At 46.6% G+C, this 24918-nt stretch carries 23 protein-coding genes and 1 pseudogene; 12 read left to right on the top strand and 12 right to left on the bottom strand.

The genetic code is table 11. From position 1 onward, the window contains the following. Positions 1-6: 6 nt before the first annotated feature. Genes thiL through JaK3_RS02665 form a run of 3 tightly spaced genes read left to right on the top strand, consistent with a single transcriptional unit; the run spans position 7 to position 2078 of the window. A complete protein-coding gene (gene thiL, locus JaK3_RS02675; RefSeq protein WP_068320400.1) occupies positions 7-1032 on the top strand; it encodes a thiamine-phosphate kinase in 1026 nt (341 codons plus the stop codon). Then, a complete protein-coding gene (locus tag JaK3_RS02670) occupies positions 1029-1589 on the top strand; it encodes a phosphatidylglycerophosphatase A family protein (RefSeq protein ID WP_068320399.1) in 561 nt (186 codons plus the stop codon). The genes thiL and JaK3_RS02670 overlap by 4 nt, the downstream gene beginning before the upstream one ends. 9 nt (positions 1590-1598) lie before the next feature. Beyond that, positions 1599-2078, top strand: a complete 480-nt coding sequence (locus tag JaK3_RS02665) for a CinA family protein (RefSeq protein ID WP_068320398.1) — start codon at positions 1599-1601, stop codon at positions 2076-2078. 20 nt (positions 2079-2098) lie between these two features. Here JaK3_RS02665 and corA read toward each other — a convergent pair whose 3' ends face one another. Then, positions 2099-3064 (bottom strand): magnesium/cobalt transporter CorA, encoded by a 966-nt coding sequence (gene corA / locus JaK3_RS02660; RefSeq protein WP_068320396.1) that lies wholly within the window; start codon positions 3062-3064, stop codon positions 2099-2101. A gap of 73 nt (positions 3065-3137) precedes the next feature. On the opposite strand from corA, the gene pyrF reads away from it, so the two are divergent. After that, positions 3138-3983 carry an orotidine-5'-phosphate decarboxylase gene (gene pyrF / locus JaK3_RS02655; protein ID WP_068320394.1) on the top strand — a complete coding sequence of 282 codons (846 nt, stop codon included), beginning with the start codon at positions 3138-3140 and terminating at the stop codon, positions 3981-3983. A 21-nt stretch (positions 3984-4004) separates the two neighbouring features. Here pyrF and mtgA read toward each other — a convergent pair whose 3' ends face one another. Genes mtgA through mpl form a run of 6 tightly spaced genes read right to left on the bottom strand, consistent with a single transcriptional unit; the run spans position 4005 to position 10770 of the window. Then, positions 4005-4736 (bottom strand): monofunctional biosynthetic peptidoglycan transglycosylase, encoded by a 732-nt coding sequence (mtgA, locus tag JaK3_RS02650; protein ID WP_068320392.1) that lies wholly within the window; start codon positions 4734-4736, stop codon positions 4005-4007. A gap of 9 nt (positions 4737-4745) precedes the next feature. After that, positions 4746-5651, bottom strand: a complete 906-nt coding sequence (gene aroE, locus JaK3_RS02645; RefSeq protein WP_068320390.1) for a shikimate dehydrogenase — start codon at positions 5649-5651, stop codon at positions 4746-4748. A gap of 44 nt (positions 5652-5695) precedes the next feature. Beyond that, positions 5696-6583 (bottom strand): energy transducer TonB family protein, encoded by an 888-nt coding sequence (locus JaK3_RS02640; RefSeq protein ID WP_068320388.1) that lies wholly within the window; start codon positions 6581-6583, stop codon positions 5696-5698. Beyond that, the gene (locus JaK3_RS02635; protein WP_068320386.1) at positions 6567-8612 is read right to left on the bottom strand and encodes a ribonuclease catalytic domain-containing protein; all 2046 of its coding nucleotides are present in this window, start codon (positions 8610-8612) and stop codon (positions 6567-6569) included. Before JaK3_RS02635 ends, JaK3_RS02640 begins: the two co-directional genes overlap by 17 nt. A gap of 2 nt (positions 8613-8614) precedes the next feature. After that, positions 8615-9349 carry a 3-oxoacyl-ACP reductase FabG gene (gene fabG / locus JaK3_RS02630; RefSeq protein WP_068320384.1) on the bottom strand — a complete coding sequence of 245 codons (735 nt, stop codon included), beginning with the start codon at positions 9347-9349 and terminating at the stop codon, positions 8615-8617. A 20-nt stretch (positions 9350-9369) separates the two neighbouring features. Continuing rightward, positions 9370-10770 carry a UDP-N-acetylmuramate:L-alanyl-gamma-D-glutamyl-meso-diaminopimelate ligase gene (gene mpl, locus JaK3_RS02625; protein ID WP_068320382.1) on the bottom strand — a complete coding sequence of 467 codons (1401 nt, stop codon included), beginning with the start codon at positions 10768-10770 and terminating at the stop codon, positions 9370-9372. 26 nt (positions 10771-10796) lie between these two features. Between mpl and JaK3_RS02620 the strand changes: the two genes are divergently transcribed. The 7 genes and pseudogenes from JaK3_RS02620 (at position 10797) to JaK3_RS02595 (ending at position 16501) form a co-directional block, all read left to right on the top strand. Beyond that, complete coding sequence (locus JaK3_RS02620) at positions 10797-11324, top strand: TlpA family protein disulfide reductase (protein ID WP_068320380.1); 528 nt, start codon at positions 10797-10799, stop codon at positions 11322-11324. A 250-nt stretch (positions 11325-11574) separates the two neighbouring features. Beyond that, positions 11575-12024 (top strand): type II 3-dehydroquinate dehydratase, encoded by a 450-nt coding sequence (gene aroQ, locus JaK3_RS02615; RefSeq protein WP_068320378.1) that lies wholly within the window; start codon positions 11575-11577, stop codon positions 12022-12024. Positions 12025-12060: 36 nt separating this feature from the next. Continuing rightward, positions 12061-12525 (top strand): acetyl-CoA carboxylase biotin carboxyl carrier protein, encoded by a 465-nt coding sequence (accB, locus tag JaK3_RS02610; protein WP_068320376.1) that lies wholly within the window; start codon positions 12061-12063, stop codon positions 12523-12525. Positions 12526-12576: 51 nt separating this feature from the next. After that, the gene (accC, locus tag JaK3_RS02605) at positions 12577-13941 is read left to right on the top strand and encodes an acetyl-CoA carboxylase biotin carboxylase subunit (RefSeq protein ID WP_068320374.1); all 1365 of its coding nucleotides are present in this window, start codon (positions 12577-12579) and stop codon (positions 13939-13941) included. Positions 13942-13957: 16 nt separating this feature from the next. Beyond that, positions 13958-14878 (top strand): annotated as a pseudogene (prmA, locus tag JaK3_RS10825) (50S ribosomal protein L11 methyltransferase); the annotation flags it as partial. Continuing rightward, positions 14867-15529 carry a DUF3426 domain-containing protein gene (locus JaK3_RS10820; protein WP_240480868.1) on the top strand — a complete coding sequence of 221 codons (663 nt, stop codon included), beginning with the start codon at positions 14867-14869 and terminating at the stop codon, positions 15527-15529. The pseudogene prmA and the gene JaK3_RS10820, both read left to right, overlap by 12 nt. Before the next feature lie 12 nt (positions 15530-15541). After that, on the top strand, positions 15542-16501 hold the full coding sequence (locus JaK3_RS02595; protein WP_068320369.1) for a carbohydrate kinase family protein: 960 nt from the start codon (positions 15542-15544) through the stop codon (positions 16499-16501). Between the two features lie 214 nt (positions 16502-16715). Here the strand turns inward: JaK3_RS02595 and JaK3_RS02590 are convergent, their stop codons facing one another. From JaK3_RS02590 to JaK3_RS02565, 5 genes are all read right to left on the bottom strand, one after another. Next, on the bottom strand, positions 16716-17027 hold the full coding sequence (locus JaK3_RS02590; RefSeq protein ID WP_082786349.1) for a histone H1: 312 nt from the start codon (positions 17025-17027) through the stop codon (positions 16716-16718). A gap of 332 nt (positions 17028-17359) precedes the next feature. Next, positions 17360-18544 (bottom strand): ribonucleotide-diphosphate reductase subunit beta, encoded by a 1185-nt coding sequence (locus tag JaK3_RS02580; protein ID WP_068320365.1) that lies wholly within the window; start codon positions 18542-18544, stop codon positions 17360-17362. A 44-nt stretch (positions 18545-18588) separates the two neighbouring features. Beyond that, positions 18589-21498, bottom strand: coding sequence for a ribonucleoside-diphosphate reductase subunit alpha (locus tag JaK3_RS02575; RefSeq protein WP_420865681.1), 2910 nt, complete (start codon positions 21496-21498; stop codon positions 18589-18591). Positions 21499-21828: 330 nt separating this feature from the next. Then, the gene (gene ampD / locus JaK3_RS02570; protein ID WP_276203329.1) at positions 21829-22647 is read right to left on the bottom strand and encodes a 1,6-anhydro-N-acetylmuramyl-L-alanine amidase AmpD; all 819 of its coding nucleotides are present in this window, start codon (positions 22645-22647) and stop codon (positions 21829-21831) included. Positions 22648-22650: 3 nt separating this feature from the next. Next, positions 22651-23499 carry a cytochrome C assembly family protein gene (locus JaK3_RS02565; protein ID WP_068320363.1) on the bottom strand — a complete coding sequence of 283 codons (849 nt, stop codon included), beginning with the start codon at positions 23497-23499 and terminating at the stop codon, positions 22651-22653. A gap of 20 nt (positions 23500-23519) precedes the next feature. Here JaK3_RS02565 and ffh point away from each other — a divergent pair, with 20 nt between their 5' ends. Beyond that, positions 23520-24902 carry a signal recognition particle protein gene (gene ffh / locus JaK3_RS02560; RefSeq protein WP_068320361.1) on the top strand — a complete coding sequence of 461 codons (1383 nt, stop codon included), beginning with the start codon at positions 23520-23522 and terminating at the stop codon, positions 24900-24902. The last annotated feature ends 16 nt before the right edge of the window (positions 24903-24918 follow it).

The raw sequence follows: 24918 nt of genomic DNA, 5'->3' as shown, positions 1-24918 counted from the left end.
TGAGGCATGTCTTCTCATTCCAAACCCTTTGGGGAATTTGACCTGATCGAACGTTTTTTTAAAACGGCCGCTAATTCTTTGCGCACCAATGCAGATCAGGCGATTACCCTTGGAATTGGTGATGATTGCGCTCTAATCAAACCTAGGGCAGATGAAGAGGTTGCCATTACCAGCGACATGCTGGTTGAGGGCAGGCATTTTTTTGCAGGCGCCAATCCCGAGCGATTAGGCCGCAAAGCCCTAGCAGTCAACCTTTCAGACTTAGCCGCGATGGGTGCAAGACCCCTCGGATTTACGCTAGCAATTGCCCTACCAACAGCAGAAAACACATGGTTAGAGGCATTTTCTAAGGGCCTTTTTGCCATGGCGGAAGAGTATTCATGCCCCCTCATAGGAGGCGACACCACGGCTGGACCGCTGACGATTTCAATCACTGCTTTTGGTGCTTTACCCAAAGGAGAGGCCATTCGTAGATCAGGGGCAAAGCCGGAGGATGACATCTGGGTTTCTGGAACCGTTGGCGACGCAAGACTTGCTCTTGCTGCACTGCGTCATGAAATAACGCTATCTACCGAGGATTTACAACAGATAGAACATCGTATGCACAACCCCACACCGAGAATTGAACTGGGTATGCAACTTAGAAATATTGCGAGCTCCGCCTTAGATGTATCCGATGGTCTTCTTGGCGACTTAAGTCACATTTTGAAACAGTCACAAGTCGATGCTGAAATTCAGTTAGACAAGCTGCCAAAAACTGACACGCTGCAAAAGCAAGATCTACAAATTCAAAATCAATTTGCAGCCTGCGGTGGAGATGACTATGAGATTTGCTTTACTGCCTCCGCAAGTCAACGCGACAACATCCAAGCCATTAGTAAATCTATCGGATTACCACTAACCATCATTGGCAAAACAGTTCCAAAAAAGGATGATGCAGTAAAAGTATATTTACTGCACGAATCTGGCGCTCTTTTGAGTGATGCAGAAGCTGCCCCGTTTTTAAAATCATTTGATCACTTTGCATCATGACGAATCCCCAGAATTCTGTAGAAGTGAAGCCAACTTTTAAGTGGGTATTTCAAACTGCTAGTCGGACCATTGCATTTGGCTTTGGTAGCGGCCTTAGCCCCGTAGCACCAGGCACTGCCGGCACGCTCTGGGCCTGGGCAGCTTTTCTGGTTGGCGAATATTTTCTTAGTACCGAAGATTTTCTCTGGATTATTGGTGGCGGCATATTGCTTGGCTGCTGGATCTGTGGTCAGGTCAGCGAAGAGCTTGGCAAAAAAGATTTTGGTGGAATTGTTTGGGATGAAATTGTTGCCTTTTGGTTAGTTCTGATCTTCATCATGCCAACCAATATTTGGATGCAAGCAATTGCATTCGGGCTGTTCCGTTATTTTGATGCAATGAAGCCAGGTCCAATTGGAATAATTGACCGCCACTTTAAAGATATGGCAACCGATCATTCCAAGCGCTCTTCTTTATTACAAATTATTTGGCGCGGTTTTGGCATTGTGATTGATGATCTTGCAGCCGCCTTTTGCACGCTTCTGGTAATTGCCTTGTTGCAGTTTCTGATTAAATAACGAACATCAATGAATACAGCGGACCTCACTAAAACATTGGCTGAGATTTTGCTTTCCAGAAATTGGACGGTATCGCTAGCCGAGTCCTGTACTGGTGGCTTGGTCTGCGCGACCTTAACTGAGCTGTCAGGATCAAGCGAATGGTTTGAACGTGGCTACATTACCTATAGCAACGAAGCCAAAACTGAATGCCTTGGGGTGCCAGCAGAGGTCATCGAGGACCATGGGGCAGTCAGTGAGGCCGTAGCCAAGGCCATGGCCGAGGGCGCTAGGATCAATTCGGGAAGCAATGTGTCTATTTCAATCACTGGGGTGGCAGGGCCATCTGGTGGCACGTCTGAAAAACCGGTTGGAACTGTTTGGTTTGGCTGGGCTACTGCAAATCAAACATTGACCAAAACCATGTGCTTTGACGGCGATCGTCAAAAGGTGAGAGAGCAAGCAACCGAGTTCGCACTTACCGAGCTAATTGCTCTACTTAGAAGCTAAAAGAAATAATCAACCGCCGATTACTTCATCCAGCCTTTACTATGGAAGTACCACAGAGGGATGATTGCTGAGACTAACATCGCACCAATTGCCATTGGATAACCCCAAGTCGCGTCTAATTCCGGCATGTGCTTGTAGTTCATACCCCAGATACTGGCAAGCAAGGTTGGTGGCATTAAAGCTACGGATACCACCGAGAAGATCTTGATAATTTTAGATTGGTTCAAATTAATGAAACCGACGGTAGCATCCATCAAGAAGTTAATCTTGTCGAATAAAAAAGCGGTATGGTTTTCGAGTGAGTCAATGTCGCGCAAAATTTGACGCGCTTCCTCTTGCTGTTCATCAGAGAGTAACTTGCTGCGCATCAGGAAAGATAAGGCTCTGCGGGTATCCATCACATTGCGACGAATACGTCCGTTGGTATCTTCTTCTTTTGCAATGGTCTCGAGAACTTGCTCTGCATCCGCATCATTAATATCATCCTGCAAGACTCGTTTACCCGCTTGCTCTAGATTTTCATAAACCTCTTCCAAAGCATCCGCAGAGTACTCAGCATCGGTTGAATACAAATCTAGTAATACGTCTTTTGCATTACTTACTGATCCTGGACGCAAACGCGCGCGCAAGCGCACCAAACGGAACACTGGCAAATCTTCGTCATGAATCGAGAACAGTACTTGTTTGGTAAGAACGAAAGCGACTCGAACGTTACGAGAAGTTTCTTCTTCATCCAATAAGAAATCGGTACGAATATGGAGGTGGCCATCATCAGCTTCAAAGTAACGCGCAGAAGCTTCCAAGTCACCCAAGTCATCTAACTCAGGCAAGAGTACGCCAAATGCCTCTTTAATCCAGATTAATTCCTCTTCTTCTGGATCAACCACGTCAATCCAGATAGGATTGGCATATTGCAACAATTCATTGCGATCTTCGACTTGCTCTTGAGAGAGGCGGCCATTTTGCAGGACGAACAAGTTGATCATGGTGAACTCCTAAGGAATGTGCGCTAGTTTATCCTATAGAACATGACAGTTTCACTAAAATAAGCCAAATCCAATGAACTCTCGCTCAAATACCTTTAACCAGCAACTCCAGTCCGCATGGGCTTCCCAAGGCAGCATGCTGTGCGTTGGTTTTGACCCAGACCCAAAGCGCTTACCCCCATCTCTACAAGGGAAACCAGAGGGCATCTATGAGTTCTGTCGCGAAATCGCTGATGCGACTGCGGATTTGGTCTGCGCCTTCAAGCCTCAGTTTGCCTACTTTGCCTCCCAAAGAGCCGAGGCTCAACTAGAAAAACTGATTCAGCATCTCAAAGATAAATACCCCCATATCCCCGTGATTCTCGATTCCAAGCGCGGGGATATTGGCAGTACATCGGACCATTACGCTCTAGAGGCCTTCGATCGCTATGGCGCCGATGCGGTAACTGTGAACCCCTATATGGGCTTTGACACGATTGAGCCCTACCTCAAGCATGCAGGTAAAGGCGTCATTGTCTTGTGCCGTACATCGAATCCCGGTGGATCTGATTTGCAGTTTCTAAACGTAGCCCAGAATGGTGAGCCACTCTATCTTCATTTAGCTAAACTCGCTGCGCAGCAATGGAACCAGTCTGGTCAGATTAGCCTAGTCGTTGGAGCAACCTTCCCAGAAGAAATCGCCAAAGTACGAGCCATCGTTGGTGAGATGCCTTTGTTAATTCCGGGTATTGGTGCTCAAGGCGGTGACATTGATGCCACCGTCAGCGCCGGAAAAATCGCAGGTAAGCCGGGAACGGGGATGATCATTAACTCATCCAGAGCCATTCTGTATGCCAGCTCCGGAAGTGATTTTGCAGAAGCCGCTAGAGCGGTTGCCCTGAGCACGCGTGATGCTCTCAGAGCTGCAACAAACAAATAACTAAGAAATTGCTAAGCGCTCTTACTTTTTTGGGTAAGGCGCTAATGCAACCCGATCCATGCCTTCCAAGATAAATTCTTGGCGAGCGGAATAATTAATACTTCCACGGCGGCAATACTGCTGCTTATCAAAACACTTGGGTGCAGGTAATGCTGAAGCTAGTGCAGCAGCCTGATTTCGGTCAAGCGCCGCTGGACTTGTAGCGTAATAGTGCTGGGATGCAGCACCAACTCCAAAAATACCCTCGCCCCACTCCACCGAGTTGAGATAAATCTCATACATTCTCTGTTTTGAAAGGGTTAACTCCAAAAGCCCGGTGATGATGAGCTCTTGCCCTTTGCGCAAATAATTTTGCTCCGAGGAAAGAAATAAATTTTTTGCTAACTGCTGCGTAATGGTTGAACCGCCTCGCAAAGCTGTTTTTGATTTATTGCCTGCTTGAGTTTTTTGTTGATTTTTCTGCCAAGCTTTTTGCATATCCTCTACCCGCACGCCACCGTGCTGAAAGAAGATATCGTCTTCACTGACCAGAACTGCACGCTTGAGATTATTGGAGATCTTGTCGTATGACACCCATCGAGATTGCACGGAGCAACTCCAGTGCCATGAACATAAGCGCCAACGCTCTGCCCTTTGAAAAGCAGTGCTACTTGGATCCAAGCCGATCCATAAAGCAATCTGTAGGGCAAAAAATATTTGCATCGCCACAAATCCTGCAAGCAAACATTTCACTGGATAGAAAAGCCAGCGCATCAGAACAAATCAGCTACGAAGCTCTGCCAACACTGCGCGAGGATCAATAGAACTTGTCAACTGTGCACCACGCCATAGTAAGAATGCATCAGCTGCTTGCTCAACCAACATTCCAAGGCCATCACTAACCCGTGCACCCCGTTGAAGGGCTTGCTGCATGAAAGCGGTAGTTTTGCCATAGACCATGTCATAAGCAAAAGAGCTGGGCACAAAAATATTGCTCACTGCCTGCGAACTCAAAGGTGATTCATCCGTCAGACCAGCAGCAGTGGCATTGATTACCAAATCAAATGGGTACTGCGTTTTTGCAGGGTCTTCAAGATCAGCTAAAGTCCGAGACTCTAGCGCAACTTCTTTGGAGGCCGCTAGATCAGCAAAGAGTTTGACCAATTCATCTGCTTTAGCACTGGAGCGATTAGCAATAATGAATGATTTGGGGGCTTGCTCCAGTAGCGGACCAATCACGCCGCGCGCAGCTCCACCAGCGCCAATCAACAAAATGCGGGCGCTATGCAGATCAATACCTTGCGCCAAAAGATCGCGCACTAGACCAGCGCCATCAGTATTGTCACCAAAAATTTTGCCCTCTGTTTTCCACAAAGTATTAACGGCGCCCGCCAATTGTGCGCGAGGCGTTAATACATCAGCCAGGTTTTGGGCATCTAACTTAAAGGGTACCGTGACATTCATACCTTTGCCACCTGCAGCAAAAAATGCTTTAGCTGCTTGCGCAAATGCACCTACCTCAGGCTGAAGACGCCCATAGTGCATACGCTGCTTTGCTTGCTCCGCAAAACGTTGATGAATTGCCGGAGATTTGCTGTGGGCAATCGGATTACCAGCCACAGCATAAACATCCACGCCAGCAAAGAGGCTTGGGTCTGTATGCAAAGGGGTGGTATTCGTGGAACTCATAATGACTACAGAATAAGCGAATTTATAAAGTTAGTTAAATAGCTTTAACGACGTAGCTCTAGACGATCCACCCCATCGCGTGTGAACTCGAAAGTGGAGATCCAATCCAATACATCAATTTGGTTACGCATTTCCGAAGGAAAGGGCCCAAAGGGGGCTGAAGCCCTAACGATGGCAAGGGCCTGACGATCCAACTCGGGATTGCCAGAACTGCGACCAATAGAAAGCCCGTCTTTACCTTGGGCGTTCGTGGTGATTCTTCCTTGGATATCTACACTCACCACAATCACCAAGCTGCCGTATAAAGGGCGCCCATTTGCCCTCGGGAAAAATGCGCTGCCATAAGCCTCAATTTTTTGGCGCATGGCATCGTAATAGTGTGCAAAGCTCACTGCTTTTGTATTGGCGCCAGTCAGCACCTTACGTCTTGGCTCTCTACCATCAGACTGGAGCCGCTTTGCTAACTCAGCTTCTAAAGAATTGAGTTGCGGTGTAATTTTTTGCTCATCGCCGCTTTTACGACCGCCAGAGCGATTGCGCTGCTCATCTAGCTTTGCGAGCATTTGCTTTTGCTGCTTCTCCAAAACTTCAAGTCTTGCTTCCGCCCCCAATCTAGCACGATGCAAAGCTGTAGTGTCTTGATTCTCTGTTTTACCGCCACCCTGTAAATCGGCTTGAGCCAATTTGCTCGCTTTTTGAGGTGGCGTTTTATTGCTGGCATTAACCAAAACCACGCTCAAGGGAGTATTGAGTCGGCGATTTTGAATTTCCCCGACACCCCAGCGAAATGACAAGAGCACCAGATGAATCAGAATGGAGACACATAAGGCAAAGCGAAATGGATAACGATTCCATGCGCGATGCAGATAATGCAAGGCCTTACCAAGTCCCTCAGGACATGGAATCTCAAGAGATTTAAGTTGGGCTAGCATCTTCTTCAGGTTTGTCTGATAGCTCTGGCTCCGACTCTACGGCTTGGTCAGCTGATTCCTTTTCAGGAGCCTCCAACTTTGCTTCAATTTCTAGAACTCGAACACCTGCGCTAAGTTGCAATAAATCTACATCGGCTATCACTACTTCTGCACGCGTCATACGAGGATGCGTTGCCAACTCAGGAATAGGTAAGTGCAATGGCACTTGCTCCACTCGAGACATGCCTTCTTTCAAATGACGGACATACACAGTCTTTGATTCACCATCTTGCGTGATCCAACGTAAGCACCAATATTTTTCTAGTCGGTCTTGGAACTCTCCATACGCTTGATAGCAAGACTCGAAGTCAGCAGCAATACCCATCAACGTAGCATCGCGTGGCGGAAACGGTGCAACCATTTTGGCTGTCACGCCATGCTTTGCAAGCGCAATCAATTGCCATTGATTGACCAGGTCGGAATATCGACGCAAGGGAGAGGTACACCAAGCGTAATAGTCCAAGCCCAAGCCTTCATGCGGTCCTGGAGTGGTTTGCATGCGAGTGCGCAGTGGGCCCCAGCCCTTCTGAGTTCTAAATAATCCTGGAAGACCATGGTCGGCAAGAAGCTGACCAGAGGCGCTGTTGCAGAAGATCATCCACTCCGCAACAATGGTGTCCAAAATGGAGCCACGCTGACGCGGCAAGATATCAACGCGCTGAACCCCATCTACCTCTTGAATCTGGAAGTGGAAATCCCTTGCGAGGGGATTGGGATCCACAAGCCCAAGTTGCTCGGCACGTAAGCCATTTGCTACGCGCTTTTCTTGACGACCCGCATGAAGATGTTTAGCGGCTTGCCACAAAATGGCTAACTCTTTGCGATAAGGATAGTTAGCACCCTCATCAAGCAAACTCTCTTCACTCACAAGATGCTCAATATCTTCCAAGCGTAAATTGGCTGCCATAGGCACCATCTCTGCACGCATCTGCAAAGTCGCTCGATTGACGACCCCCTGCAAATCAATATCAACATAGATCGATAAGGCAGGTCTTGGCATGCCTTCATCTAAGGAGAATTGCTCAATGACTGAATCAGGCAACATCGTAATTTTGTCGCCAGGGAAGTACACCGTAGACATACGATTACGCGCAACTTGATCCAAGGGATCATCTTTTGCAATGGCCAAACCTGGAGCAGCAATATGAATACCTATTCGATGCCCGCCCTCAATTGGCGTGACCGATAGAGCATCATCAATCTCAGTAGTGCCGGAATCATCGATAGAGAATGCCTGCACTTGGGCGACTGGAAGCTCAGCAATAGCAGCTGCATATGCTGCTTGATCAACCCCAATAGCTGGGCTGTGATCCGCACCATTCGGAAAATGCGCCTTTAGAAACAGTCCCTGGTGATATGCTAAAGGCGAATCAATTGCGCCACAACGAATCATCAACTGCGCTGGAGATTCACCGGTCTCGGTACAAGCAGCAATAAGCGCTTTGTACGCAGAAGTATTTTTATCGGGAGAAAAAAGTAATTGCTTGGCTGAAGACTTGAGTGTTTCAGGGAAAGTACCGCTAACTAACTCTTGCTGCCAAACAGACTGCTGATCAAGCTCTTTTTGCTTTCGCTCTAAAGCGGCCAGCCCGGCCTGAAGCTGTTCTAATGGCGCTCTCTGAAAGCGGCCACGTCCTTTGCGACGAAAGAAAACGGGGGCGCCCTGCAAAGCAATTGCTAGTGCAACTTGTTGCGGAATGCTGGCTTGTGATCCAAAGTACTCGTGCGCCACATCAACCAAACCAAATTCTTCATCTGGTGCGCAATCCCAAAGTAACTGCAAATCAATATCGGCTGTCAGAGTTCCAGCTTCGTCTATAGCGGCCTGAGCTTCTGGCTTTTCAAAGCGCAACCAAACCTCTTTAGCTTTGAGCCTGATCTTTTTTCCAGAAAGACTGGTTGCCTGCCATGACTCAGCATCCCCAGCACCTGATGCAGACTGCACTGTGGCGATCTTGATATCGCCACCTTCTTCATATAAAAGATTCATGCTTAGAGCGAGATCCCGCCGCTGGCCTCTAATGCCACTCCATTGACATAGCTCGCTTCATCACTAGCCAAGAACAGATAAACGTTCGCCATTTCAGTAGGAGTACCTAAGCGACCAAGCCAACTGCGCTTTTCAATATCTTGCAGAATATTTTCTGGTATGGCTTTAACCATTTCTGTAGCAATGAATCCTGGACATACCGCATTTACTCGAATTCCCTTAGGACCAAGCTCGCGCGCCCATGTTTTAGTAAAGCCTATGACGCCAAATTTTGTAGCTGAGTAATTGGTTTGACCAAAATTACCGTATAGACCCACAACACTAGATGCATTGACTACCGCACCAGAGCCGGCCTCGAGCATATGCGGAACAATCAACTGGGTGCAATTAAATACACCTCTCAAATTGACATCAATCACCGTATCAAACTGAGCTTCGGTCATCTTAATCAAGCGCGCATCTTGAGTAATGCCTGCGTTATTAATCAAGATATCAATGCGTCCATGCTTTTGCATCACCTGGTCAACTACCGACTGAATGCTGGCGCGATCAGTCACATTCATGGCATAGCCTTCGGAATTCAAGACTTGTGCAGCAGCGGTGTTGACTGCCTCTTGGTTGATATCGGTAATGATGACCTTGGCACCCTCTTGCGCAAAACGCTGAGCAGTAGCAAAACCAATACCCTTAGCGGCACCGGTGATGATGGCTACTTTGTCTTTTAATCTATCGCCCATTTTTTGCTTTCTGTATTTTGTTACTTTGCCGAAATGGCTTTCAATAGTTTTTGATGCACGCCACCAAACCCACCATTACTCATAACCAAAATATGATCACCAGGCTTGGCTTCATGTGCAACTGCCTTAACTAAAGCTTCAAGATCATCGAAAGCTTGTGCTTTACCCTGCTCTTTTGTGTTGAGTGGAGATAAAACCTCAGTCAAGTTCCAACCCAATGACTCTTTTCCTGAGTTTGCGCCATATGCAAATACTTTATCGGCTGCTTCAAGACTTCCAGGAAGTTGAGCCTTCATCACGCCAAGCTTCATTGTGTTTGAACGTGGCTCCAGTACAGCCAAGATGCGCGATTTACCAACGCGACGACGCAAACCATCAACGGTAGTAGTGATTGCAGTTGGGTGATGTGCAAAATCGTCGTAGACCGTAATGTCATTTGCAACACCAATGGTTTCTAAACGACGCTTCACATTCTTGAACTCTGCCAGCGCACGCGCAGAATCTACAGGAGAAATTCCAATGTGATTGGCAGAAGCAATCGCTGCAAGAGCATTTAGTTGATTGTGCCGACCCATAACACCTGAATCCATTGACCACTTTACTGTTGCCACTTCTTTACCAGCTTTGCGCACAACAAAACCGTCATTCTCCTGTGAGATTAATGACCATTCATTTGCAAGATCTTGGCCAAAGCGCTCTACAGGGGCCCACGCACCACGCGTAATGACACTCGCTAAAGCAGGCTCTTCGCCATTTACCACCAATAAACCATCGCCCGGAACGGTACGGACAAGATGATGAAACTGGGTTTCAATTGCAGCAAGATCCGCAAAGATATCGGCGTGATCAAATTCCAAATTATTTAATAAAGCAGTGCGAGGTCGGTAGTGCACAAACTTACTGCGCTTATCGAAAAATGCAGTGTCGTATTCATCTGCTTCAATCACAAAATATTTACTCTCACCCAAGCGCGCAGATACTGTGAAGTTCAGAGGCACCCCACCAATCAGGTAACCGGGTTTATAACCGTTGAATTCCAAAATCCAAGTCAGCATAGCTGAGGTAGTTGTTTTGCCATGTGTGCCAGCAACCGCTAGAACATGTCTGCCGTATAAAACTTGTTCGCCCAACCATTGCGGACCAGAAATATAGGGCAAGTCTTGATTGAGAATCGCCTCCATTAAAGGATTGCCGCGAGAAACCACATTGCCAATTACAAATAAATCAGGCATGGTCTCAAACTGAGATAATTGATCGGGCGAAAATCCCTCAATCAGTTTGATACCTTGAGCTTCAAGCTGCGTACTCATTGGTGGATACACGTTGGCATCGCAGCCAGTAACGCGGTGTCCAGCTTGTCTAGCGATTGCGGCAATGCCGCCCATGAAAGTACCGCAAATGCCCAGGATATGTATATGCATTTACGAATTTTAGCGAAGGAGCTGTAATGAACCGCAGACAATGGATCATCATCGTCGTAATTAGTCTTTTGGCACTAGTTTCAGGCGTACTGACTTCGCAATGGATTTACAAAACTGGTTTAGCTAGCGACCCCGCCGTAAAAGCATTTCTTGAAAACCCTTGGCAAACCCCGGATGGAAAAACAGCCAACACCCAAGAATGGCAAGGGAAAGTCCTGGTTGTGAACTTTTGGGCCTCCTGGTGCCCCCCTTGCGTTGAAGAAATGCCTACTTTAGATAAATTGCAACAAGAGTTTTTAAAGCAAAACGTCTTATTTGTCGGTATCGGCATCGATTCACCCTCTAATATTCGTGAATTCCTCGCAAAAACCCCGGTTAGCTATCCGATCATGATTGGCGGATTGCAGGGCAGTAATCTTTCTAAGCAAATGGGAAACTCCCAAGGCGCCCTCCCTTACACCATCATCATTAATGCCAAAGGGAAATCCAGCTATAGCAAATTAGGCAAGATAAGCGAAGATGAGCTCAGAAATGCCATTAAATCCGCTTTATAAGTATTTTTATTAAGTTTTAATGCTTCCAGCATGCTGCCATTCCAACTCAATTTCAGGCAATAAATTCAATATTTTTCAATATCTGCACTTAAAAGTTTCGAAAATTCCTATTTTTGAAGCAACTTTTTGGTCTTGTACCGCTCTTATAAAGGTATACTTTCCCTCATAAGCAATAAAGCATGAAGTTGTATGTAGGGCACAAAACCCAAATCGTCAATTAACGCTTAACTGCCTCTAAAAATAGGGATCTATGTCGAAAAAAGCTTCAATTCTCGTAATTCAAGGCCCAAACCTAAATCTATTAGGCACCCGTGAACCCGATGTTTACGGCAAAACAACCCTAGAAGACATTCATCAAAAGCTAGGTGAGCTAGCTAAAGCGCAATCTGTTGATCTAAACACCTTTCAAAGCAATCATGAAGGCGAGTTAATCGACCGAATTCAGAAGGCCAAACAAGATGGTGTTGATTTCATCATCATCAACCCAGGCGCCTTTACTCATACCAGCGTTGCCCTGCGCGATGTATTGGCTGGTGTAGCCATTCCATTCACTGAAGTTCATTTATCAAATATTCGCCAGCGTGAAGAATTCCGCAAGCACTCCTACCTGTCTGATATTGCGACGGGAGTTATTTGTGGGCTTGGTGCCATTGGTTATGAATTAGCGCTGCAAGCAGCGATTACAAGTCTAAAGAAGTAAATCTATTTAAAGAATTACAAGAGAGGAAGCACTCGTATGGATCTGAGAAAACTAAAAACCTTGATCGACTTAGTCTCTGAGTCAGGCATTTCTGAGTTGGAAGTAAATGAAGGCGAAGATCGCGTTCGCATCGTAAACGCTGGGTCTCCAGCTCCTGCTGGCCAGGTGGTTTACGCCAATCCAACGCCTGTACAAGCCATGCAAGCTGCGCCAGCTGCTAGCGCACCTGCCCAAGCGGCAGCTGTTGAAGCGCCTGCTGCTGAAACTGGTTTTGTTGCGAAGTCTCCTATGGTTGGGACTTTCTACCGCGCACCAAATCCAGAATCACCAAACTTCGTCAATATCGGCGATACCGTCAAAGTAGGCCAAACTCTTTGCATCATTGAAGCGATGAAGCTACTCAACGAAATTGAATCTGAGCATGCTGGTGTAGTTAAAGAAATCCTCTGTGAAAACGGTCAGGGTGTTGAGTTTGACCAGCCTCTTTTCATCATCGTCTAATAGATCTACTTAGATCCATTCCAATTCACCGTTACTTAACTCAGAGCCGACATGTTCGATAAGATTCTGATTGCCAATCGGGGAGAAATTGCTCTCCGCATCCAACGCGCATGCCGCGAGTTGGGAATTAAAACTGTTGTGGTGTATTCCACTGCAGATAAAGAAGCGAAGTATGTGAGGCTTGCCGATGAAGCGGTATGCATCGGACCGGCGCCATCTCCACTGAGCTACCTTAATATGCCTGCGATTATTTCTGCGGCAGAAGTGACTGATGCAGAAGCGATCCATCCTGGTTATGGATTCCTTTCTGAAAATGCTGACTTCGCAGAGCGCGTAGAAAAATCGGGTTTTGCATTTATCGGACCTACAGCAGCATCTATTCGCTTAATGGGTGACAAGGTTTCTGCTAAACGCGCCATGATTAAAGCAGGCGTGCCTTGCGTTCCTGGTTCCGAGGGTGCTCTTCCCGATAATCCAAAAGAGATTCTTGCAACCGCTAAAAAGGTTGGTTATCCCGTCATCATTAAAGCCGCCGGTGGTGGTGGTGGTCGCGGTATGCGCGTAGTTCACACTGAGGCGGCCCTCATCAATGCGGTCAATATGACTCGCGAGGAAGCTGGTCGCGCTTTTGGTAATCCAGAAGTCTATATGGAGAAGTTTTTAGAGAAACCTCGTCACGTAGAGATTCAGATTCTTGCTGATACTCATGGCAATGCCATTTGGCTAGGTGAGCGTGATTGCTCCATGCAGCGTCGCCACCAAAAAGTGATTGAAGAAGCCCCAGCTCCTGGCATTGACCGTCGTTTAATTGCCAAAATTGGCGAGCGTTGTGCAGAAGCTTGTCGCAAGATTGGCTACCGCGGCGCAGGTACATTTGAATTCCTTTACGAAAACGGTGAATTTTTCTTTATTGAGATGAACACCCGTGTTCAGGTAGAGCATCCAGTTACTGAAATGATTACTGGCGTGGATATTGTTCAAGAACAGATTCGTATTGCTGCTGGCCTCAAACTCAGCTACCGCCAGAAAGACATCGTTTTCCGTGGACATGCCATTGAGTGCCGCTTGAATGCCGAAGATCCATTCAAGTTCACTCCAAGCCCAGGCAAGATTGGTTCATTCCATATGCCAGGTGGTCCTGGTATTCGTGTCGACTCACATGCATATAGCGGTTACGTAGTGCCGTCTAACTATGACTCCATGATTGGCAAATTGATTTCTTACGGCAATACCCGTGAGCAAGCTATTCGCCGTATGCAGATTGCGCTCTCCGAAATGGTGATTGATGGCATCACGACTAATGTGCCACTGCATCGTGAATTGATGTTGGACCCCAACTTCATTGAAGGCGGAACCAGCATTCACTACTTGGAGCATCGCTTAGAAGAGCAAGCTGCAAGTCGCGGCAAATCCTAATTAATGCGAGCGCCTCATGTCTTATCGTGAACTGGTATTCACGGTAGCTGCCGAAACCGCAGAGCCTTTAGGTGATGCGCTTTTGGACTTGGGCGCCCTATCAGTCACCGTTGAGGATGATGCTGCTGGTGGATACGATGAAAATCCCCTCTACGGAGAGCCAGGGCTTTCACCAGAAGTGCAAGCCTGGGATCGATCTGCAGTAACTGCCCTATTTAATCCTGAGATTGACGCTTCTGGCAGCGCGGAATTTATCCCAGAGCTGCTTGCCTCCTTAAAAGAAGCCGGCTTTAACTTAGCGCCTCCCCAAGAAAAAACAGTTGAAGAGCAAGACTGGGTTCGACTAACTCAAAGTCAATTTGCACCCATTCAAATTGGTGAACGCATTTGGGTAGTGCCTTCATGGCACGATGCGCCAACCGATCCAAATGCGATTTGCCTAGCCGTTGATCCAGGACTTGCCTTTGGTACAGGCAGTCATCCCACCACCCATTTATGCCTACTTTGGCTTGAGCAACAAAATAATCTTCAGAACCAGAGCCTTTTGGATTACGGTTGTGGCTCAGGAATCTTGGCAATTGCTGCAGCTAAGTTAGGTTGCAATCCTGTTATTGGCACTGATATCGACCCACAAGCCATGGTTGCAGCGCGCAGTAATGCAGAAATCAATAACACCACCATTACTTTCGTGTTACCAAATGAAGGTGCCACAGAGTTAGCTGCAGAAACCAAATACGACATCGTTATGGCCAATATTTTGGCCAACCCACTGCAAGTGCTTGCTCCTGCCCTGGTAAATAAGACGAAATTGGGCGGTCGGATTGTTTTATCGGGCGTACTTGCACGCCAAGCTGAAGAGGTAATTGCCACTTACAGTCAATGGCTATCGCTTTCAGTCTGGAAAGAGAGCGAAGGTTGGGTTTGTTTGCATGGCACCCTCAACCAAGAGAAGCAAAGTGCTGCCAATGCTGCTTTTGCTCCATCTGCTCAAAAAAAAAGTCTTAAATTAGTCCTTTACGCAGGCTTATTGCTGCTCTTGCTGGTTTTTGGAGAGCATCTCTCAAGAAATTCATTGCTTCCAGCACTTGCACCACGCGTTGATGGCACATCAAATTCTTTTTTTGTGAATTCATTTTCTGTTTTACAGCGTGTAGATGTAAAACTTTGTCGCGCACTAGGATGTCTAGATCGCGCTGTAAGCGATTTTGCCGCCTGGAAAATAACTTCAGCCAAACTTTCACCAGAAAACGCGCGAGAAGGGCTTAAAAGCGTCGCAAATCAATCTGTGTTGCAAGTTGAGATACAAAATCGTCTTGCTATTACCGTTTTACCGCCAAATTTAGAAATTACTTTGACTGATGCAGAAGAATCTGAAATCAAATCACTGCAATTTACCCCGCAAGAATGGCTTCCCAAAGCTTGGCAAGAGACTCATCCTGATTTTTTAAAAAAGGGGGTCCCTTCTGGCGAGCTTTTGCAGATTGAGCTACCTATTTCACTTCCACCAAATGCCGCGGGTTATCGCGTTCGGGTGCTCTACCCCTCAATCCATTCATCAACATCACATTTATCCCCTCATTTTTTATAAAGAAAGCAATTTATGGCTAGCTTGATCTGCGGCTCTATCGCCTACGACACCATCATGAATTTTGAAGGCAAATTTGCCGATCAAATCCTGCCTGAGCAGATTCATATCCTGAACGTAGCCTTTTTGGTTCCAACCATGCGTCGTGAATTTGGTGGTTGTGCAGGCAATATTGCTTACAACCTTAATCTTTTGGGTGGCGATCCCATCATCATGGCTACCGTTGGTGGCGATGCGGTACCGTACATGAACCACCTTGAGCAACTCAAGATTGATGCGAGCCATATTCGTCAAATCGAAAATGCGTTTACTGCCCAAGCCATGATCACCACTGATCAGGCGAATAATCAAATTACCGCCTTTCATCCGGGCGCAATGGGCGAATCACACTTAAATCATGTTTCTGCAGTTGTGGCGGAGCGCAATAAAAATGCTAAAGGCCCGGCGAAGTTGGGAATTGTTGCCCCCGATGGTCGTCAAGGCATGTGGGAGCACTGCCACCAATTGGCCGATGCCAATATTCCATTTATCTTTGATCCAGGCCAAGGCTTGCCGATGTTCAACGGCCCAGAGTTGCTTGAACTGGTCGATATCGCCAGCTACTTAGCGGTAAATGACTATGAAGGCGAAATGCTTTCGCAAAGAACAGGATTGAGCTTGGCAAAAGTCGCTGAGCGAGTGAAGGCGCTGATTGTTACCAAAGGTGCTGAAGGGGCCGATATCTATGTTGATGGCAAATGTATTGCTATTCCGCCAGTACCAGCAGCAAAAGTGGTTGACCCAACCGGTTGCGGTGATGCATTCCGCGGCGGTCTTCTCTTTGGCCTAGAAAATGGCATGGACTGGGAGGCTACTGGTCGCCTGGCAAGCCTCATGGGATCAATCAAAATTACCCATCAAGGACCACAAAATCACCAATTAAGCAAAGATCAGATTGCCAGCCAATTTAAAGCGGCGTTTGGCTTTAGCTTCTAAGCATTCTTTGGTTTTTCTTTCAGCCACCCAAATTTTGGCAATAAAAAAAGGGATCTCGTGAGAGACCCCTTCTAGTAACACCCGTCTGTTTAAGGACGTGTGCCAGTTGGGAAGGGCCAAGCAGCGGCAGGATTCAACGCACTAGTCGCTGGTGCAGCTTTCTTAGCCGCGGGCTTTTTTACAGCGGAGCCCGCTTTCTTCGCAGCAGGCTTACTTACTTTTTTTTTGCTACGCGCTTTTTAGCAACCTTTTTTGCAGCTTTTTTAGCAGCAGGCTTCTTAGCAGCAGCTTTTTTCTTAGCAGCAGGCTTCTTTTTAGCTACTTTTTTAGCAGCTGGCTTTTTAGCAGCAGCTTTTTTAGCAGCAGGCTTCTTTTTAGCTACTTTTTTAGCAGCTGGCTTTTTAGCAGCAGCTTTTTTAGCAGCAGGACGCTTTTTAGCTACTTTTTTAGCAGCAGGCTTCTTAGCAGCTACTTTTTTCTTCGCAGCTGGTTTCTTTGCAGCAGGTTTTTTCTTGGCAGTTGCCATAGTAATGCTCCTTCACGTGAGGATTAGTACAAACTACATTAAGAAGACCCGACCACTCATTTCCGCCTGGTTTTGCAACCTTTTGGATCTGACGAGCGAGCCATTCATCGGCGCGCGGCTTGATACTAAGTGCTGCACGCTAATGAATCTTGGAAAAAAAGCCGTGGCCCCGAAGGACAACGGCTTCTTAAATGTGCTGGAAAAAATAGAGAGAATAGCCCAGGCACCCTTGAGCAAGGGTTTTCGGATTTGAGTCTGGTTTTGCTGACTTCTAAAACTATCCAACCGTCTAATCTCCTATTTAGCCAGTTGTGCGCTTTACTTCAGTCTTACTACTCCCAACTAAGCGCACCACCGGTTTGATACTCAATAACGCGTGTCTCAAAAAAGTTTCGTTCTTTTTTCAGATCAATCATTTCTGACATCCATGGAAATGGATTCTCTTCATTTGGGAACATCGCGTCAAGTCCTATTTGCAAACATCTGCGATTACAAATATATCTTAGGTACCCTTTGAACATCGGAGCGTTCAATCCGAGCACTCCGCGAGGCATCGTATCTTCAGCGTAACGGTACTCCAATTCGACCGCTTTTTCGAAGATAGATTTGATCTCGTCTTTGAACGCGGAAGTCCATAACTGCGGGTTCTCCAGCTTGATTTGATTAATCAAATCGATACCAAAATTGCAATGCATAGACTCGTCGCGAAGGATGTATTGATACTGCTCAGCAGCACCCGTCATTTTGTTTTGACGACCCATTGCAAGTATTTGCGTAAAACCAACATAAAAGAACAAACCTTCCATCACGCAAGCAAAAACAATCAGCGAACGAAGTAACTTTTGATCGTTTTCTAATGTGCCAGTCTTGAAATTTGGGTCTGTTAATACGTCGATAAAGGGAATTAAGAACTGGTCTTTAGCGCGAATTGACTCAATCTCGTTATACGCATTAAAGATTTCAGACTGATCTAAGCCTAAAGATTCCACAATATATTGGTACGCATGGGTGTGAATCGCCTCCTCAAAAGCCTGGCGCAATAGGTATTGGCGGCATTCTGGAGCGGTAATGTGGCGATAAGTACCCAAAACAATATTGTTTGCAGCCAAAGAATCAGCTGTTGTGAAGAAACCAAGATTGCGTTTAATAATGCGACGCTCGTCTTCTGTCAGACCATTTGGATCTTTCCAAAGCGCGATATCGCGGTTCATATTGATCTCTTGTGGCATCCAGTGATTTGCGCAACCTGCCAAATACTTCTCCCAAGCCCATTTGTACTTAAATGGCACAAGCTGATTTACGTCAGTCTTCGCATTAATCACGCGCTTGTCGGCGGCGTTTACACGCATGGCTGCGCCACCTGATAAATTAGCGGCCGCTACTGACGCAGGTGCTGCAGCTTGTGGCGCCATTGCCATTTGATCTGGCTGCGGACGTTGTGGCTCCACTGCAACCGGCTGCGGCGCAAGACCAGCTTTCGCCAGTGCTGGAGCAACTTCCTCTTCCCAATTCAACATAACTCTCTCCTAATTCTTCTATTTATCACCAATAAGCGAATCGCTTATTGGCATGCTTCACATTCTTCAAATCCTGCATCGCCTGGGCGCATTGTGCAAACCGGACCATCTGCCTCTTGTGCTGCTGCAGCATCTGTACCGTTCACGCCACCACCGCTTGAAACTGCATTCAACTGACCGCTAGCAACAGTTGATTTCTCAACGTGAGTAGCAGCCATTGTGCGGAGGTAGTAAGTCGTCTTCAAGCCGCGTAACCAAGCTAACTTGTAGGTATCATCCAATTTCTTGCCAGAAGCGCCGGCCATATAGATATTCAATGACTGCGCTTGGTCAATCCACTTTTGACGACGAGAAGCTGCCTCAACCAACCAGGTTGGCTCAACTTCAAAGGCTGTTGCATACAAATCACGCAAATCTTGTGGAATGCGATCGATCTTAGACAAAGTACCGTCAAAGTACTTCAAATCAGCAATCATGACTTCATCCCAGAGGCCGCGATCTTTCAAATCACGCACCAAGTACTCGTTTACCACTGTGAATTCGCCAGAAAGGTTGGATTTCACGAACAAGTTCTGGAATGTAGGCTCGATACAAGCAGAAACACCAATAATGTTGGAAATCGTTGCTGTTGGCGCAATCGCTACGCAGTTTGAGTTGCGCATGCCGTGTTGCTTAATACGTGCACGCAAACCACTCCAGTCCATAGTGGAAGAGTTGTCTACCTCTACGTAACCGCCACGCTCAGCTGCCAACATTGCTACTGAATCCTGCGGGAGGATACCGCGATCCCACAATGAACCTTTGTATGTGCTGTAAACGCCACGCTCTTCAGCCAACTCATTGGATGCTTGATAAGCGTAGTAGCAAACCGCTTCCATGGAAGAATCAGCAAACTTCACCGCTTCATCACTCGCGTAAGGAATACGTTGCATATGCAAGCAATCCTGGAAGCCCATGATGCCCATACCAACTGGGCGATGCTTCAAGTTGGAGTTGCGAGCTTTAGCTACTGCGTAGTAGTTGATATCAATCACGTTGTCCAACATACGCATTGCAGTGCGAACTGTTCTTTGGAGCTTCTCGTGATCCAAAATCATCTTGCCGTTGGCATCAGTTGTCATGTGAGCGGTTAAGTTCACAGAACCCAAGTTACAAACCGCAATCTCAGTCTCGTTTGTATTGAGAGTGATCTCAGTACAGAGGTTAGATGAGTGAACTACACCAATGTGCTGCTGTGGGCTACGGATATTGCAAGGATCTTTGAATGTGATCCATGGGTGGCCAGTTTCAAACAACATACCGAGCATCTTGCGCCACAATTGCTGCGCTGGAATGCGGCGGAATGGCTTCAACTCACCACGATCAGCTTTTTGCTCATAAGCAACATAAGCTTCTTCAAAAGCTTTGCCAAACTTGTCATGCAAATCAGGGGTATTAGATGGAGAGAACAAAGTCCAATCGCCACCTTCCATAACTCGCTTCATGAACAAGTCAGGAATCCAATTAGAGGTATTCATGTCATGGGTGCGACGACGATCGTCACCTGTGTTCTTGCGCAACTCCAAGAACTCTTCGATATCTAAGTGCCATGTTTCCAAGTAGGCACAAACCGCACCCTTACGCTTACCGCCTTGGTTAACAGCAACAGCAGTGTCATTCACCACTTTCAAGAATGGCACAACACCTTGTGATTTACCGTTAGTGCCTTTGATATGACTTCCCAACGCACGAACGTTAGTCCAGTCGTTGCCCAAACCACCGGCAAACTTAGACAACAATGCGTTTTCTTTCAATGCTTCGTAAATGCCATCAAGGTCATCATCTACAGTAGTCAAGTAGCAGCTAGAGAGCTGTGGACGCGTTGTAGCTGAATTGAACAATGTTGGTGTGCTGGACATGAAATCAAATGTAGAAAGGATTTCATAGAACTCAATTGCACGACGCTCGCGATCCAACTCATTCAGAGCCAAGCCCATTGCTACGCGCATAAAGAAAGCCTGTGGCATCTCAATGCGACGGTCTTCAATGTGCAAGAAATAGCGGTCATACAAAGTCTGCAAACCGAGGTAGTTAAATTGCAAATCGCGGCTAGCATTTAAGGCTGCAGCCAGGCGTGGCAAATCAAACTCACGCATGCGTGGGTCTAACAATTCAGCGGAAATGCCTTCGTTGATGTACTTAGCAAAATAGGTGCTGTACTCAGCCTGCATATCGCCTTGCAGTACTTCTTTGCCCAAGATTTCTTTGCGAATCACGTGCATCAAAATGCGCGCAGTTACTTGGCTGTATGCAGGATCTTTTTCAATCAATGTGCGGGATGCCAAGATCGCGGAGTCATACACCTGTGCCATTGGTACGCCGTCATACAAATTCTTAATGGTTTCAGTGATGATTGGGGTTGCATCAATATGTGTCCCCAAGCCTTCACAAGCAGCCTCAATCACTGTGCGCAAAGCAGCCATATCAAGCCACTTCTCAACACCGTTATCCGTCACCTTGATACCAGACTCACCAGCCTGATTAGCGGTTTGTGCTTCTTGTGAAACTTCTTGCTGAGCAGCGCGTTCTTGGTTGCGCTTCTCACGATAGAGAACGTAGGCACGAGCAACGTTGTGCTCGCCGCTGCGCATCAAAGCCAACTCAACCTGGTCTTGAATATCTTCAATATGGAAAGTGCCACCGTTTGGACGGCTACGCAACAATGCGCGCACAACAGAATGTGTCAATTGCTCAACTTGCTCACGTACGCGTGCAGATGCAGCGCCTTGACCGCCATTAACCGCTAAAAATGCTTTGGTTACAGCAATGGCAATTTTGGATGGTTCAAAAGCAACAACGGAACCGTTGCGGCGAATGATTTTGTAATCAGACAATTGTGTTGCCTGAGTGCCACCAACACCACCAGCCACAAAGCCGGCGGAAGGAGCTTGATTCATTGCCCCTGCAGGACTCATTCCTGGGTTATTCGCTCCAGCGGATTGGTCTGCTGTCTGTGGATTAGCGTATGTCATGTTGCTCCTGCGTCTGTATATAGTTATTTGGACAAAATATCGTTAAAAAACAATGGGGTATTGCTGGATTCAAACACTACATCTAGTGTCTTGAAGTGCATTAGGCACTAAGTATAGGGAAATATTTAGTATTTGGTAAGCTATTTATGACAAATATTTATTAGTATTTTTACTAAGTTTTCTACTAATTTTGGGGTCATTTTGGTGCGGATTTTTTAGCCCTTTTTAGACAAAGGCTGTAAAAGTAAGCGGACGCTCACATACAAAACTTACCTATCGAGAATCCAAACCGAAAGGCAGTTTTTTGTCAGAAATTCCTGTCTCTTTTTGGAACTTTTTCCAATCAAAATTTATTCCAGGATCTGTTTTACGCTCAGGAGCAATATCGCTGTGTCCAGCAAATTGCAAGTCAGGGTATGAGCTTGTCAATTTTTGTATGAGGTTTGTTAAGGCTTGGTATTGAGCGACCTCAAATGGTGTGTCACCATCACCCTCTAACTCAATCCCAATAGAAAAGTCATTGCACTTTTCTCTACCAAGAAACTCAGAAACCCCAGCATGCCAAGCTTTCTTGCGAGTAGATACGAACTGCACCAGCGATCCAGAGCGTGTTATCAAGAAATGGCTTGATACTTTTTGATCGGCAATTTCCGCAAAATAGGGATGCTGATTTGGGTCTAGCTTATTTTGAAAAAAATCCACGATATATCCGCTGGAATCCTGCTTTCTAAATTCGCCAGGTGGCAGACTAATGTGATGAATTACCGCAAGATCAGGCTGAATATTTTCAGGTCTGATATCTTGGTTAGGCGAAATGCGCCAATATGCATTACCAATCCAGCCTTCAGAATCGAGAGCATGAAGATGCTCTTTTGAGCAGTAGAAACGATTGTCATAAGCAATTGCTTCTGGTTGCGGAAGATGCACTTTGCAATATTGACACTGCACCATGACCTCAGGATCGGTAGCCTTCTTAGACTTATCTTTACTGGGTTTGGGGGGATTTTCAGCATTGAGCTTAGCCTGCTTTTTACCTTTAATCCAAAGATAAACAAGGCCAGCACCTGCAATTAATAAAATCCACTTAAACAAGAATTACACTCTCTGCAAAATAACTTCAAGCACAAAGCGACTGCCTACATAAGCAAGCAGTAAAGCTGTGTAAGCACTTAATACCCAACGAATTGCAGCTCTACCGCGCAAACCTACTCGCCAGCGAGCCAAAAGCAGTCCTGCAAACAAGACCCATGAGACCAAAGCAAAAATGGTTTTGTGATCAAAGACCAACGGTTTACCAAACAGAGTTTGAGAAAAGAGCAAACCAGAGAAGACCGTCAAACTTAGAAGTGCAAAACCAACGTAGAGCAAGTTGAATAGGAGGCTCTCCATAGTCATTAAGGGTGGAAGATCCTCCAACCAATGAGCTAGTCTTCCATTGGGAATAATGGCTAACTGACGATGCAAGGCACGATCTTGCACGCTCATGAGCATGGCGTGCATAGCTGCCAAACTCAATAAGCCCACTGCAACCGTCGCCACAACAAAGTGGCCTTTGAACCAAGGATCTGAAACTGCCTTAGGCGAAATTAAGACCCCGGGGAATAGACTTGGGAGGAATGCGCAAATCAGCGCAAACATTAGAGCCATCCAACGCAGACTGGAGATGGGCAAAAACCAAGACTGGAACCAATAAAAGGCTAGGCCAACCCATGCAATTAAGGATAAATCTTGCGCAAAACCGAATACAAAGCCCTCCGGAGTGAAGACAGAGTCGTGAAGCTGTATCCCATGAATCACCAAAATTACAAAAATAGCGACCTGAACCATGGCTGTTGAGAACCTAGACTCCACGCCGCTCTTGGCTTTGAAGCTTAAAACCAGCAAAAGCACTAAATAAAGTGCGGAAGGAAGCCATCCGTAACTTGAGTAACCTAAAATATCCATCTGGAAAGTCTAATCGATAAATGCTAGAAAACCTCACCGACCGCCTATCTCGCGTTGTTAAAACAATGCGGGGCCAAGCCCGCCTTACTGAAGCCAATACCGCAGAAATGCTGCGGGAAATCCGTTTAGCCCTATTAGAGGCTGACGTAGCGCTTCCAGTAGTGAAGTCTTTGCTTGAGCAAATTAAATTTAAAGCCCTTGGCGAGGAAGTGGTTGGGAGCTTAAGTCCAGGACAAGCTCTTGTTGGCGTAGTGCAACGCGAACTTGCCCAAGTGATGATGGGCGACACCAATCAAAGTGGTGAACTCAATTTAGCTACTCAACCACCTGCAGTAATCTTGATGGCTGGTTTACAAGGTGCCGGTAAAACCACTTCTGTTGGCAAACTAGCAAAATGGTTGCAAGAGAAAAAGAAAAAGAAAGTTCTCACCGTTTCATGCGACGTCTATCGTCCAGCGGCGATTGAGCAATTAGAAACTGTTACCAAGCAAGTTGGTGCTGAATTTTTCCCAAGTGATGTTAGCCAAAAACCAAATGACATTGCGCTCGCCGCCCTAGATTGGGCTCGTCGGCACTACTTTGACGTAGTGCTCGTTGATACCGCAGGTCGCCTTGGTATTGATGAAGCGCTCATGCAAGAAATCAAAACCCTGCATGCTAGCCTCAATCCAATTGAAACCTTATTCGTAGTTGATGCGATGCTCGGCCAAGATGCCGTGAATACCGCCAAGGCTTTCCATGAGGCATTGCCACTCACTGGCGTGATTCTGACAAAGTTAGACGGTGACTCCCGTGGTGGTGCGGCCCTCTCAGTTCGCCAAGTTACTGGTGTACCACTCAAATTTATCGGCGTCGCCGAAAAGATGGATGGCCTAGAAGCGTTTGATGCTGAGCGCATGGCAAACCGTATTCTGGGCATGGGGGATATCCTTGCCTTAGTTGAACAAGCTCAGCAGCATGTCGATGTTGCTAAAGCCGAAAAATTAGCCAGCAAGATTTCTAAAGGTGGATTTGATCTTGAGGATTTCCGCGATCAACTCATGCAGATGCAAAAGATGGGTGGCATGGCCAGCCTGATGGATAAGTTGCCCAGTCAAATGGCGCAAGCGGCCTCAAAAACTAATTTAAGTAATGCTGATAAACAAACCACACGCATGCGTGGAATTATTGACAGCATGACGCCTCAAGAGCGCAGAAAACCTGAATTACTGAAAGCCAGTCGCAAGCGTCGTATTGCTGCGGGCTCTGGCGTGGAAGTTCAAGAAGTCAATCGCCTGCTCGCACAGTTCGAGCAAATGCAAACCATGATGAAGCAATTCAAGGGCGGGAAAATGGCGCGCACCATGGCCACCATGGCTGCAAAAGGAGCCGCCAAAGGTATTGGCGGACTCTTTAAAAAGTAACTAAATCTAAAAGCTA

Source organism: Polynucleobacter yangtzensis (assembly GCF_001595965.1).
Lineage (GTDB): Bacteria > Pseudomonadota > Gammaproteobacteria > Burkholderiales > Burkholderiaceae > Polynucleobacter > Polynucleobacter yangtzensis.
Note: the sequence above shows the minus strand (reverse complement) of the source record. Positions and strands in the feature narration are given on the sequence as shown.